Raw genomic sequence first — 14161 nt, forward strand, 5'->3', positions numbered from 1 at the left:
CTCAGTAACCGATTCAACTCATATTCAAGAGATTGAAGCAGAAGGTTTGAAACTACTAAACGAATTACAAAGCTTCATACCTTTATTGCAAGAAAAGGTTACAATCCTCTCACCACCAAAAGGAATCGTATTTCACGATTTAGAATCTGCAACACAAGTTTATTCAAATATTCCTATGCCAGCTTATACTTCACGTGATTTGATTCATATTACACCACTTATTGATGTATGGAAAAATATCTACTTATCTGTAACTGACGGAAAAGAACTTAAAAAAGCTCAGCAATATTATAAGCAACTTAATATACTCGACATCGCAACTATTGCTGCACATGAATTTGTACATCACGCTAAAGAATTCCATAGTGATTTTGATGAAATTGATGAAGAATCGATGTGGTTTGAAGAAGGCATATGCTTTTATTTACCAAGAAAACTAATGATGTCACATGAACAATTTAAAACAATTATGCAGGTAGAAGATGAATTAATTAGCATATATCAAGCTGAATTTAGTAATTACCCTTTAAATGAGTTCGGCAAGTCTGCGGAAAGTGGATCATATGCGGGAGCTTTTTATGATTATTGGCGAAGTACGAAATTGATTCGTATACTAGTAGAACAATATTTTAATAATGATATTCAAACATTATTTTCCTGTTATCACGAATGGGTTAAAATCAAAGAACAAATCTCACTTCATGCATTCTTCGTTCAGAAATTAAGTCTTTCTCCACTAGATGCAAAGGAACTCGGATTGTTATCTTAAATAATAAATAGGACATAGACAAAGTAATCATCCTGTTTATGTCCTATTCCGCTGATATCTTAAACTATTCTTCAAACAAATAATAAGTATTTTCTCCTGGATAGCGTAATACAATCACCTTCCTATCTCCTTTTTGAAATACTACAGTATGCCCATCTTCTCCAAGGTTCTCCCATCCCTTTACTTTTGAAATAGGCATTAGACTTATATATTGGTAATCTGCTTAATTGTCATCTTCAATATGAATAGCTAACATAGGAACTGGAAAACCTTTAATCTTTGATTCTTTCGTCATGAATATTAGCACTAATAGTCCACCTAAAACTACTACCATAATTATATTTGAGTATATTTTCCGTCTCTTTTTCTCCATCGAAAACCTCATCCTTATATGTTATTAAAAGTAATATCATTTAATATTTTACTAATTCTTACTGTATAATCCCATTATTATTTATTTCTTCAATCCCTTCCTTTTTTCGACAAAATACAACAACTTCTAACTATGTAACTTGTTATTATAGATTAATACAGCTTATGTTTTGCATATTAGGAGGAAATACCAAATGAAAAAATCGTTCTATAAAAAATGGTGGTTTTGGCTTTTTAGCATAATGATTATTATGAGCATGGGAGTGATTATTTTGTCACACTACGCTAATGAGTCAACAATAAAAACTTCTAAGGAACCTGTCGATAAAAAAATCTATCAACAAGAATTAAAATCCCGAATTGATTTACTTACTACAAACTACGATAATATCGTGGAACAAGATTGGTTACCAACATGGACTAAACTAAATTCAAATCCAGATAACATAAATACAGTTGAACTATTAGATAAAATGAGTCATATAGCAAACCAATTCAACGAGATTTCTAAAAACACGGAGATATTTAAAGCTGAAGAAAAAATGAAAGACCCCGCACTGAAGCAGAAAATCAGTCATTTTAAAACCACGTTTATAGCCGCTTCAAATTGTATGGAAAATGCCGCATTATCTGTTACGCAAGGATTAAATAATGAGAAACCCTTAAAAGATAGTTTAGAAAATGCTGCGCAATCTTTAGGTCTTGCTGATCAAAATATTGTCATAGCCTTATCTACGTTAGCTGAACTAGAAGGTATATTAGGAATAACCAAAAAATAAATTCACTCTATAATCTCCTCCCATTTCAGGAGATAAAATTTTTGTTAAAAAGTATCTTCCAATAAAAAATGATTGCAATTCATTTATAAGGAACCTATAATGTTGTTTATTGATTATGTATAAACCATTTCATATCAATATAATTAAGTTTTTAATCACATAATTCGGATGAACCATTCAGGAGAAGATCAATTGATCTACCGACGGGGCAAAAAGTTGATGACTCAACTTTGAAACTCTCAGGTCTTGGTTACAAGTAGAACTGCATGGGGACGAATCTCTGGAGAGACTCCCTCTCGCCTATCATATAGTGCAGAGGAAACAGAGCACCGAAGGAGCAAATCCGCTGTATTAGTGGATAATCTCTCAGGTAAAAGGACAGAGACAAGAGAAAGAAAACGCCGATTTGTATCGGTTTATTTTTCTATTCCTTGTTTCTCCAGAGACCATTTCATTTATGTGAAGTGGTTTTTTATTTTTTCTAAAAGGAGAATAAAGATGGAGACAGTAAGTAAAGTATTAGAACAAATCAATCACTACGTATGGGGATTACCAACCTTATTCCTTCTAGTCGGGACTGGAATCATTCTCACAGTTCGTCTAAAAGGTTTGCAGTTTAGTAAACTTTTATACGCTCACAAACTAGCATTTCGAAAATCAGAAGATACATCTTCTTCGGGGGATATTAGTCATTTCCAAGCACTCATGACAGCAATGGCCGCGACCATCGGGATGGGAAATATAGCTGGTGTCGCAACAGCTGTTACAATCGGTGGGCCAGGGGCAATATTTTGGATGTGGATTACTGCCTTGTTCGGTATGGCCACGAAATATGCAGAAGCAATCCTCGCGGTAAAATATCGTATTAGTAATGAAAACGGCGAATATTCCGGTGGTCCAATGTATTACTTAGAACGTGGTTTAGGGAAAAAATGGCTTGCAATTTTATTTGCCATTTTCGGAACAACCGCTTCTTTTGGAATCGGAAATATGGTGCAATCGAATTCCGTTGCAGAAGCTATGAGAATAAACTTTTCGTTTCCCCCTGCTTTAACTGGTATATTAATGGCTTTCTTAATTGCGATTGTTATTTTAGGTGGCGTAAAAAAAATCGGGAAAGTCACTGGATTTTTCGTTCCACTTAAAGCTTTCTTTTATGTAATTTCTGGTCTCATTATTATTTTTTATCATTTTGATCAAGTTCCAGAAGCATTTTCACTTATTTTTTCTGGTGCATTTCAAGGTACTGCAGCGGCTGGTGGTTTTATCGGTGCAACAATTGCTTCCGCTATTCAAATTGGGATGGCACGCGGAGTATTTGCCAATGAAGCAGGCTTAGGAAGCGCTCCAATTGCTGCTGCTGCTGCAAAAACAGATTCACCTGCTAAACAAGCGCTTGTGTCAATGACAGGAACTTTCCTTGATACATTTATTGTTTGTACAATTACTGGTTTAGTGTTAATTACAACAGGCGCCTGGAAATCTGGAAAAACTGGTGTTGAAGCAACAACACTCGCTTTCCAATCTGTATTTGGCGATACTGGTAGTATGATACTTGGTATTGCAATCATATTATTTGCCTACTCCACTATTTTAGGATGGTCTTATTATGGTGAAAAATGTGTAGCTTATTTATTCGGACAAGGTGCTGTGAAATACTATAAAGCCATCTTCATTGTAATGATTGCAATTGGTGCCAACTTAAAACTCGGAATCGTTTGGACGTTCGCTGATATCGCAAACGGACTTATGGCTATTCCAAACTTAATCGGTCTAATTGGATTAAGTGGTGTTGTGGTAGCAGAAACAAATCGTTTCTTACAAGCTGAAAAACTCAAACCATCAAATAAAAAAATAGCAAGTTAATCAACATTTAATGCCAAGGGTATCCCATATAGAAATGGGATACCCTTTATTTGTATTATTTCATAACATTACTTTGCAAAATTGATAATTTCATTACCTTCTTTAAATACTTTAAATTTGATGTAAAAACCTCAGGAGCATGCCAATTTTTATAAGCACTCGGACATTTGACCTCATCAATACTTGTATTCTCTCTAACTAAAACTGTTAATTCTTCAATGTATTCTATTACTTTTCTCAAGTCTGTTTTTACACCTACAGGGCCATGTCCTGGTACTGCTTTATCAATTTCAAATTCCTCAATCATTTCTAACATACGCTTCCATTCTTGAAGATTAGATTCTTCAAAAAAAGTAGGATGTGATTTCACAAATAACAAATCACCCATAAAACAAACCTTCTCTTTAGGTAAGTAAAGAATCGTATCACAAACGGAATGGCCCCCGCCTAACGTAATCAATTTTGCAGTTCTCTTTGAACCATGTATAGTAAATTCATTTTGGAAAGAATATTGAGGTAATACAAGTTGCAGTGTAGGTAATGAAACCGCTAACTGATTTAAGAATGAAATCTGTTTTCGTAAGCCTTCATCATTTGTTTGAGTGAATTGATCTTGTAGGGATTGTATATATGTATGTAAACCTTCTATGTCTTGTTTCTGTTTATCAATTCTGAAAGGATGAATTTCTGCCATTTGCTCGTATGTTTTATGACTAGATATGATATTACAATTTTCAAAAACTTGATTTCCACGAATATGGTCTCCGTGCCAATGACTATTAATAACCCATGATATAGAATGACCTGTTATTTCTTCTGCTATCTCTTTTAAATCTGCAGCTGCTTGTTGTGTGTTAAACGTATCAAAAATAATCGTTTGATCTCCTATATCAACAAAACCGGCATTGGCTAAGGAGCCTCCTCCTTCCTTTGCAATCGCAGCATAAATACCGTCTTCTATATTCTCAACATCAAAATGTTCACTAAAATATTCTTTCTGCATATACCTATTCCCTCCTCATATAGCTTTACCTATTCATACAAATATTCAGCTTCGATTTCCTCTGTTGAAATGCCTTTTTTAATAAATACTTTCATGCGAGTTATGTTTTTTTATTATTTTCTATACAAATCCTTCTTTCTAAAGAGGTGAAAAAAATAAATTCATCAATACTTTGCAGGGATTCCGCTTCTTTCACCGAACTTAAGATAACAATGTGATTCTATCAATCTTTTCAACAATATCTCTACATTCTATCACTCATTACAAAAACAAACCTAGACAAAAAAATTAATATGAGGTGAAAAAATGAACAAAACTGAATTAATTAAAAATGTGGCCCAAACAGCCGATATCTCACAAAAAGAAGCTTCAGCAGCTGTCCAATCTGTATTTGACACAATTACGGATGCTTTACAAACTGGCGACAAAGTACAACTTATTGGTTTCGGAACATTTGAGGTACGCGAAAGAGCTGCGCGTACAGGTCGCAACCCGCAAACAGGTGAAGAAATTCAAATTGCAGCGGGGAAAGTTCCAGCCTTTAAGGCAGGAAAAGAATTAAAAGAAGCTGTAAAATAAAAATAACCCAGCCTAGGCTGGGTTATTTTATACTGTGATTTATCTCATTACTTCATATATATTATCCGCATGATATACTTCACAAATATAAAATAAGCATCTACAGTTACTTACGATTTGATATTTTCTCGTAGGGTATATACTAGATTGTAATAAGCAGCCATCAAACAGTTCAATAATATTTCCAGAAGGCTGATATCCTTGATATAGTATGTTTTTTCTTACTTCCATTTGCTCAACTAGGTTTTCAATAGGAACGTTTCCACCTTCTAACTCTTTCACAATTTCACTTGGTAATAGTGAGGTATCAGTAAAAATCAGATTTTCAGATAACACCTTTCCTTTGTAACTAATGGATGAAACTCGGTAAAGAAATGTTCCATTTTTATCAAAAAAGCTTTTTACTTCTTTTGGAATATATTCCCTATCTAACATTTCTTGTTCCACAACATTGAGCTGAACTATATCTTTCACCATATTTTCTAAAGACGTAATAGATGACGTCTCTTTAGAAAACAATAAATCTTTAACCATTTTAAATACTGTAGCATCAGCCAATTCTCTTTTTCTATTTTCCACTACTAACATGACTAACACCTCCTCTATATTTATATAATCTAGCAACCACTCAAGCGAACATTTTCACTCTAGGTATCTGTATTATTCGTACACACCTTCGTCAATTAAAGTATTACTATTCATTAATGAGGGAGAAGTCTACTACTCTGCAAAAGCTTTCCGGCATCAAACTGCCTCATTTCTGTTACATCTTTGTTTAATAAAGCTATTGAAGCAACATAGCCTGAGCCAGGTTGCAAATTCATCAAAGTTGTAGTCTCAACAAGCTGTGACTTATCCTGAAAAACAAGGAGTTCCGGTAAATGATCTGGAGTTGATACAGTAAGATTAGAAGGTGACATCATTAACCCTTCGCCAGTAGCCTTAAGTATCGCTTCCTTCCGCGTCCAATATGTTAAAAACCCTTCAATTCGCCTTTCAACTGGCAGTTGCATTAACTGAGCAATTTCTATATCTGTTAATACTCCTACTGCCATCTTAAGTACATCAATATTAGAATTTATTTGTTCTACATCTATACCAATAGGTGTAGATGTTGTAAACGCAACAGCAACTCGTTCTCCTGAATGTGACACAGATAGCTGCGGCATGCCTACAGGTAATTGCGGACGTCCATGCGCTAGCTTACAAACTGAACAGGTTCGATCGATTGGTACTTGAAGCGGAGACATTGCGAGTTGTTTTCCTAGTACCAATCGACTAATTGCACATCCAATCATAAATCTTGCTCGGTCCTCAGAATGACGGAACAAATTTGCTTTTTCACGCTCCGTTTCACTTAATAAACTATAGTGCCAAGATTGCAAGTCTGAAATTCGCGCCCACCATACTTGACAGTGATGACTTCTTAACTCTGGTACTGAATCTACAATCTCCCAATCTTTCATAAAAATTCTCCCCTTTTTATATCCAATATTCATACTAAGAAAAGTATGGAACCTATTCCATCCTTCAGCAAATATCCCCACTAGCATTTCCCCTTCTCACTTTTCATCATTGCTATTGTAATAGAGAAACCTACCCAGATTTATTATTACACCTGGGCAGATCCTTCCTCCTTTATTCACCTGCAACTGCTTTTGAATGAGCTTCATTTGATTGGACTGACGTTTTTTTCTTTGATGTATCTATTACTTCCGCATCACGAATACGTAATACAAATAATAATGCTATGAATAGGAATACAGCTGCACCAAGCAGGGCCATTTGATACGCTACAATACTAGCACTCTCATTTCCTKCTTCACTTACATTATGATTTCCAAAAGCTGCTAAAAGACTTGCAAGAATTGCAACACCGATGGCGGAACCTAATCGATTTTGCACATTAAAAATAGTTGTCGCCCTCCCCATTGAAGACGGATGAATATTATTAAAAGCTGAAAATTGTACAGCTCCTACAGAATGACCTAGGAAAAATCCTATGCAAAACAATAGAATACGGACCAGCCAAGGGTTTGTTTCCTGATTCACGAAGCTTAAAACAACAAATATAATCGCTGCACATAGCAAACCGGTAGAAATCAACTTACGTGGCCCAAGTCTTTTGTAAGACAAAGGCACAATTTGCGAAGCAATCATTAACCCGATTGCTTCTGGAAATGTTGTAAGACCTGTTTCTAGTGCCGACGCATGTAATACATTTTGATACATAAGCGGGAATATAAATAACATGCCCAGTAATCCAGCAGCCGAAAATAACGAAATGAGACTCATATTCCGAAATAAACGATCTTGCAGCAAACATAAGTCTAGCATCGGCTGCTTCACACGAAGTTCAACAAATACAAAGAGAATAATAAGCAAAAGTCCACCTAATCCTGTCCCTATTATTTCTGAGGAACCCCATCCTTTTGATGGCCCTTGACTCATTGCATATATCAACATTGCAAATCCTGGTGCGGAAAGAATAAAACCAGGTAAATCTAACCGCCCAGCAGTTTTTTCAATATGCTCTACTAAAAATAACGCACCAATTAGTAAAGCTACTATTCCAAACGGTAAATTAATATAAAATGCCCAGCGCCAAGACATATGATCCACAAAGAACCCGCTAACAATTGGTCCTATTGCAGGCGCAACAGCAATAGGCAAGACGATGAACCTAGAAATCTTCGGTCTTTCTTGTGGTGAAAATGTTCGAAATAACATTGCCATTCCTACTGGCGTCAATAATCCTCCGCCAGCACCTTGTATGATACGGAATATATTTAAGGCAGTAATATTATCAGCAATTCCGCATAACGCGGAAGCAGCTGTAAATACAGAAAGAGCAATTAGGAATACTCGCTTTGTACCAAACCGATCTCCAAGCCACCCAGAAATAGGTAAAAACACAGCCAAACTTACTAAATATCCAACATTGACTGTCCCCATTGCTGAAGGTGGAACTTGTAGTTCATGACTAATCGTTTGCAGAGCTACATTTACAATCGTTGCATCCATAGCAGCCATAAACATAGCCGTTACATATACAACACTAACAACAATTTTCGGATTCAGCTTCAAATTCATTACTACTCCCCTACTGAAACGCATTCAAGTGAGTGAAGACTCTTTGGCTGCATATCACTCCAGTGTAATTCGATATACGCAAGACAAGCTTGTCTACTATCTTGTTCATGAACAACATCCCACCCGGCTGGTACATCGAGAAAGGCTGGCCAGACAGAATGCTGGCCTTCCTTATTTACTAACACTTTATACATAAAGTTATCGTTTTCAAATGGATTCGTCATACTTTATTTACCCCTTTCATCGCTTGCAGCCTACTAGCTAATACTTGTCCGATTTCTGTAAGTGGTCCTGGCTGACATAAATCTTTATGTCGGCAATCAATATCATATTGTTCAATTTCCCCATCTATATAACTAAGCCATGTATCTGGAGAAATCGGATCAAACCATTCTGGTATGATTGTTGATCTAAAGAATACAAGGTTTCCATGAAATTGTTTTGGAACATACTTTCCTAAAAGACCAACAGAATTTACGTATGTTTCTTTCAAGTTCAAAATTGTTTCCTCTTCCAGACTCGCTAATGCACTGCCGTCCCTGCGAAGTATATCAATAGCGTTTGCCATATCAAGTGGTTTTCCATCCATGTTATCTGGGTCGTATCCTCCTAATGCAAGTAGGGCAATAAGCGCTTCTTCCTCACTAGGCGCTTCTGTATTTGGTAAAAAGTGACCGGGATAAGAATCCAACATAACAAGCAGTTCAACTTCTTCTCCTTGATTTTGCAAATGAGTTGCCATTGCATGAACAACGTTTCCTCCGAGAGACCAACCTAACAACCTGTACGGCCCATGTGGCTGTATCTCACGAATGTGCTCAAGATAGTCAGCAGCCATTTCGTCTAATGATTTTGGAAGTTCTTCACTTTTTGCAATGCCGCGTGCCTGTACACCATAAATTGGATGATTGCTTCCTAAAGACTTCATTAATCCTGCATAACACCAGCTAAGTCCACCTGCTGGATGTACACAGAACATAGGTAACTCTTCACCGCTTGTTCTTAATGGTAAGATTACATCTAGCGCACTTTGGCTCGTCCCCATCTCAAATATTTCAGCAAGCCCTGCGACTGTCGGTGCCGCAAATAAGCTACCGATACTTAACTCTACTCCTAGCGCTTCCCTGATCCGGCTCATTAACTGCACAGCAAGTAAGGAATGACCGCCAAGATCAAAGAAACCATCATCAATGCCAATTCGAGGTAAATTCAAAACTTCTGTAAATAAATCACATAAAATTTCCTCTTTTGGTGTTCTTGGTCCTCGGCTTATCGTAGATACCATGAATTCAGGTGCTGGTAATGCTTTACGATCTAACTTACCATTTGGAGTTAAAGGTAATTCACTTATCATAACGAAAGCATATGGTACCATATAATCAGGTAGACTAAGTCCTACATATTGGCGCATTTCAGCTGTATCAATGTTTACATGTTCTGACGGAACAATATAGGAAACTAATCGCTTATCACCAGGCTGATCTTCACGTACAATGACAGCTACTTGTTCAACATGAGAGTGCTGCATAATAACGGCTTCAATTTCGCCAAGTTCAATTCGGAAACCTCGAATCTTAATTTGATGGTCTACACGACCGATATAGTCTAATGTGCCATCTTGACACCAACGCGCCAAATCTCCTGTACGATACATTCGAGTACCAGGTTTCCCGTATGGATCTGCTATAAATCGTTCCGCAGTTAACCCTGCACGACCTAAATACCCACGAGCAAGCCCTGCTCCTGCAACATACATTTCTCCTACCACTCCTGGTGGTACAGGTTGTAAGTAATTATCTAATACATATACTTTAAGATCTGGTATACTACATCCAATTAAGCTGTTTGCTCGTAAAGATACAATATTTTGATCCAGCTCGATATAGCTCACATGTACAGTTGTTTCTGTAATACCATACATATTAATAAGCTTAGGTGAATTTTCTGGATGACGACTATACCAATCTTCTAGACGACTTAATTCCAGTGCTTCTCCACCAAAAACGACATATCGTAAGGAAAGCTTCTGCCCTAATTCAACATTTTCGCGATCTGCTTGCATAAGTTGATAAAATGCTGATGGTGTCTGATTTAAAACTGTTACCTTTTCCTGGACAAGCAGATTTAAAAATTCTCTAGGTGAACGACTCACAGTGTGTGGTACGACAACAAGACGGCCCCCATACAATAGCGGCCCCCAAATTTCCCAAACTGAAAAATCAAAAGCATAAGAATGGAACATTGTCCAAACATCTTCCGAATCAAATTGGAACCAATGATCAGTTGCCCCAAGCAGCCTTATAACATTCTGATGAGGAATCATTACACCTTTTGATCTTCCTGTTGAACCTGATGTATAAATTACATAAGCGATGTGTAAAGGTGATAGTGGCTGTATTCGTTCCACATTTTCTATATTCTCTTCACCATATTTGTTTAATGTCTCCATTATTTTGAAATCGTCTACTACAATCGTTACGGTCTCTTCACTCTCTATTGTCACTTGTGTGTTCGTAATCATACAGACAGGCTTAGCATCACTTAGCATGAATGAAATTCGATCCGATGGATAATCAGGATCTAGCGGTAAATATCCTGCCCCCGCTTTCAAAACTGCTAACAAACTCACAACCATATCAAGAGATCTTGGTATCGCTAAAGCAACCATTTGCTCTGGACCTACCCCTTTTTCAATTAACAGACGTGCAAGTTTATTCGATCTCTTATTTAACTCTTCATAAGTTAGCGTAGTGTCCTCAAATACGACAGCGGTTGCATCTGGCGTTAAGCGAACTTGTTTCTCAAATAATTCCGGTAAGGTCATTTCAGGCGCAATTTGAAAGCCGCCATTCCATTTTTCAAGTACTGTTTGACGCTCTTCTTCGTCCAAAATTTCCAAACGCCCAATAGGTTGTTCTGGATCTTCTACTGCGTCTTCTAATAAATGAATGAAACGACTCACAAGTTTCTGAGCTGTCTCACGCTTAAATAAATCTGTACTAAATTCAAGTAAACCATGTAATCCATTTGGCTGACCTTCAGACGTACTACGTTCACTTATTTCTATCGTCATATCAAACTTCGAAGAACCAACACTCTTAATCTCAAGATGCGTTTCTAGATTCGGTATATCAAGTGTAGCCTCTGGTGTATTTTGAAAAGCTAACATAATTTGGAATAGTGGATGACTATTTCTCGAACGCACAGGGTTCAACACTTCAACAAGTCTTTCAAATGGAACATCTTGATGTTCATATGCTGAAAGGTTAACTTTACGCACCCTGCTTAACAGTTGACTAAAGCTAGGATCTCCAGACGTATCTGTACGTAAAACGAGTGTATTTACGAACAATCCGACAATATCTCCAAGCGCATCATCACTACGCCCAGCAATTGGACTACCTATTGGAATATCCGTTCCAGCCCCTAATCGTGTAAGTAATGCAGCAAGTCCGGATTGTAGGATCATAAACAAACTAACACCATTTTTACGAGCAAGCTCTAATAATCGTTCATGTAACTCTGGATTTACATGAAAATCTATCGTTTCTCCGCAATAGCTCGTTTCCACAGGACGTTGATAATCTGTAGGTAACTCAAGTTGGGCTGGTAACCCCTTCAATTCTTCTTTCCAAAAATCAATTTGTTGTGAAATGAGACTATCTTGTGCACTCTCATTTCCTAATAGTTCTTGTTGCCAAAGGGCATAATCGGCATACTGTACTGGCAGTGACTTCCACTGAACTGATTCACCTTTACAATGTGCTTGATACGCAGTTGCTATGTCTCTTGACAATGGGTTTAATGACCATCCATCCCCTACAATATGATGCAATAATACAAGTAACACATGTTCATCCGGATTTATTTCAAAAAGCTCCATACGGATAGCTGGCTCTTCTGCAAGATTAAAGCTATATCTTACAGATTCAGCAAGTACTTTAGGTAATTCTGAATCAGTAGTCTGCGTAACAATTAAAGTAGGATTTACCTCATTTGTCTCCAAAATTTGCTGATGTGACGTACCAAGCGTGTTAGGAAAAATAGTTCGAAGTGTCTCATGTCGATCGACGATATCATAAAATGCAGCTTGTAAAGCTTCTCGATTTAATTCACCAGACATTCGAATGACTACTGGAATATTGTAAGTTGGGCTTGGACCTTCTAAACAATTCAAGAACCATAAACGACGCTGTGCAAAAGAAAGAGGAACTTCTCTTGGACGCTCTACTTTCTGAATAGCTGGCCTTGCACTCTGTGTGCTATCTAATTGTTTAGCAAGTTCAGCGACTGTAGGTGATTCAAATAGTTTTCCAATGCCTAATTCCACACCTAATGTTTCACGAATACGTCCCATTAACCGGGAAGCTAACAGAGAATGTCCGCCTATTTCAAAGAAGTTATCATCGATTCCAATCCGCGCTATGCTAAGCACTTCCGCAAATAAATCACATAAAATTTCTTCTTGTGGATTTCTAGCTACGCGTTCACTAACAAGTAAATTGAAGTCAGGTGCTGGTAACACTTTCCGATTAATCTTTCCGTTCGGTGTCAATGGCAATTCAGACATCGTCATAATTGCTGACGGTATCATATAACCTGGTAGGCTCCCTCCTGCATATGTTCGAATTTCTGCAAGGTCAAGATTTCCATCAGCATCAGGTACAATGTAAGCAACCAAACGTTTATCGCCAGGTCGATCTTCTCGAACGATTACAACGACTTGCTCAACATGAGGGTGCTGAGATAATACAGTTTCCACTTCAGATAACTCGATACGGAATCCATGAATCTTAATTTGATGATCTGCACGACTCACATAATCTAACGAACCATCCTTACGCCATTTAACAAGATCGCCCGTACGGTACATTCGTGTACCAAGTTTCCCAAATGGATTAGCAACAAATCGTTCAGCTGTTAATTCTGGTCTTCCTAAATATCCATTGGCAAGCCCCGTACCAGCAATATATAATTCTCCCACCACTCTAGGTGGTACAGGTTGTAAACCTGCATCTAGTACATATACTTCTGTATTCCAAATTGGTCTTCCAATAGAAGGTGTACCACTCTCTTCTTCATTCATATCCATGAAAGTTGACCAAATTGTTGTTTCAGTTGGTCCATAAAGATTTGTAACATGGCAATTTAATTCTTTTAACCGAGACGCTAGATTCGATGGAAGTGCCTCACCACCAACAAGAACTTTAAGTCCTATTAATCTTTCTGGATAATCTGTTACAAGCGCATGCCAAAGTGTTGGTGTAGCTTGCATAATTGTGATGTTTTCCTTTTGAATGATTTCTGTTAATGCTGAAGAATCTTGAACTGCTTCTTTTTGGGCAATTTGAACGCTTGCTCCACTAATAAGTGGTAAATAAAGTTCTAAAGCTGAAATATCAAACGCAAAGGTTGTAACAGCCAACAAACGATCATTTACATGTAATGAGAATTGATCTTGCATCGCCAATAAAAAGTTTCTTAAGCTTTGCATCGGCACAACGACACCTTTTGGCTTACCTGTTGACCCCGAAGTATAAATTGTATACGCAGGATTTAAGGGTGCTGCTCCATCAAATGAATCTAGGTTATTTTTCTGGTATCCTCTTAACTCTTCTTTTGTATCCTGATTATCAAGCACAACTCTTGTTATATGATCCTCATTCGGTAAATCACCTAAAACAGAAGAATGTGTTAGGA

General features: G+C 37.2%; 10 protein-coding genes, 1 pseudogene and 1 riboswitch. Of the genes and pseudogenes, 4 read left to right on the forward strand and 7 right to left on the reverse strand.

The window, feature by feature from the left end:
• Positions 1-769: hypothetical protein (locus tag AC1DIT_RS23145; protein ID WP_476998433.1), on the forward strand; the 769-nt coding region annotated here is incomplete at its 5' end.
• 64 nt (positions 770-833) lie between these two features.
• Here AC1DIT_RS23145 and AC1DIT_RS23150 read toward each other — a convergent pair.
• Positions 834-1142, reverse strand: a pseudogene (locus AC1DIT_RS23150) (hypothetical protein).
• Between the two features lie 193 nt (positions 1143-1335).
• Here AC1DIT_RS23150 and AC1DIT_RS23155 point away from each other — a divergent pair.
• Entirely contained in the window at positions 1336-1920 is a 585-nt protein-coding gene (locus AC1DIT_RS23155; RefSeq protein WP_016114827.1) for a hypothetical protein, read from the forward strand.
• A gap of 270 nt (positions 1921-2190) precedes the next feature.
• Positions 2191-2312: riboswitch (glycine riboswitch) on the forward strand.
• Between the two features lie 106 nt (positions 2313-2418).
• A complete protein-coding gene (locus AC1DIT_RS23160; protein ID WP_016114826.1) occupies positions 2419-3786 on the forward strand; it encodes an alanine/glycine:cation symporter family protein in 1368 nt (455 codons plus the stop codon).
• Between the two features lie 55 nt (positions 3787-3841).
• Here AC1DIT_RS23160 and AC1DIT_RS23165 read toward each other — a convergent pair whose 3' ends face one another.
• The gene (locus AC1DIT_RS23165; RefSeq protein WP_016114825.1) at positions 3842-4789 is read right to left on the reverse strand and encodes an MBL fold metallo-hydrolase; all 948 of its coding nucleotides are present in this window, start codon (positions 4787-4789) and stop codon (positions 3842-3844) included.
• 306 nt (positions 4790-5095) lie between these two features.
• On the opposite strand from AC1DIT_RS23165, the gene AC1DIT_RS23170 reads away from it, so the two are divergent.
• On the forward strand, positions 5096-5368 hold the full coding sequence (locus AC1DIT_RS23170) for an HU family DNA-binding protein (RefSeq protein WP_016114824.1): 273 nt from the start codon (positions 5096-5098) through the stop codon (positions 5366-5368).
• 39 nt (positions 5369-5407) lie between these two features.
• On the opposite strand, the gene AC1DIT_RS23175 is transcribed toward AC1DIT_RS23170, so the two are convergent.
• The 5 genes from AC1DIT_RS23175 to AC1DIT_RS23195 form a co-directional block, all read right to left on the reverse strand.
• Positions 5408-5956 carry a hypothetical protein gene (locus tag AC1DIT_RS23175; protein WP_016114823.1) on the reverse strand — a complete coding sequence of 183 codons (549 nt, stop codon included), beginning with the start codon at positions 5954-5956 and terminating at the stop codon, positions 5408-5410.
• Between the two features lie 113 nt (positions 5957-6069).
• Positions 6070-6834, reverse strand: a complete 765-nt coding sequence (locus tag AC1DIT_RS23180) for a 4'-phosphopantetheinyl transferase family protein (RefSeq protein ID WP_033671190.1) — start codon at positions 6832-6834, stop codon at positions 6070-6072.
• Positions 6835-7006: 172 nt separating this feature from the next.
• Entirely contained in the window at positions 7007-8461 is a 1455-nt protein-coding gene (locus tag AC1DIT_RS23185) for an MDR family MFS transporter (protein WP_476998434.1), read from the reverse strand.
• Positions 8462-8463: 2 nt separating this feature from the next.
• Positions 8464-8685: an MbtH family protein gene (locus AC1DIT_RS23190; RefSeq protein WP_016114820.1), complete on the reverse strand. Its 222-nt coding sequence runs from the start codon at positions 8683-8685 to the stop codon at positions 8464-8466.
• A partial coding sequence (locus tag AC1DIT_RS23195) for an amino acid adenylation domain-containing protein (protein WP_476998435.1) occupies positions 8682-14161 on the reverse strand: 5480 nt, incomplete at its 5' end. The genes AC1DIT_RS23195 and AC1DIT_RS23190, both read right to left, overlap by 4 nt.

It is taken from the genome of Bacillus sp. 05T22 (assembly GCF_056396765.1).

What these genes read in the sequence shown, in the direction of transcription:
- AC1DIT_RS23190 (WP_016114820.1), bottom strand. Translation starts at nt 8,685, where the DNA reads ATGACGAATCCATTTGAAAACGATAACTTTATGTATAAAGTGTTAGTA.
- AC1DIT_RS23165 (WP_016114825.1), bottom strand. Translation starts at nt 4,789, where the DNA reads ATGCAGAAAGAATATTTTAGTGAACATTTTGATGTTGAGAATATAGAA.
- AC1DIT_RS23170 (WP_016114824.1), top strand. Translation starts at nt 5,096, where the DNA reads ATGAACAAAACTGAATTAATTAAAAATGTGGCCCAAACAGCCGATATC.
- AC1DIT_RS23175 (WP_016114823.1), bottom strand. Translation starts at nt 5,956, where the DNA reads ATGTTAGTAGTGGAAAATAGAAAAAGAGAATTGGCTGATGCTACAGTA.
- AC1DIT_RS23180 (WP_033671190.1), bottom strand. Translation starts at nt 6,834, where the DNA reads ATGAAAGATTGGGAGATTGTAGATTCAGTACCAGAGTTAAGAAGTCAT.
- AC1DIT_RS23155 (WP_016114827.1), top strand. Translation starts at nt 1,336, where the DNA reads ATGAAAAAATCGTTCTATAAAAAATGGTGGTTTTGGCTTTTTAGCATA.
- AC1DIT_RS23160 (WP_016114826.1), top strand. Translation starts at nt 2,419, where the DNA reads ATGGAGACAGTAAGTAAAGTATTAGAACAAATCAATCACTACGTATGG.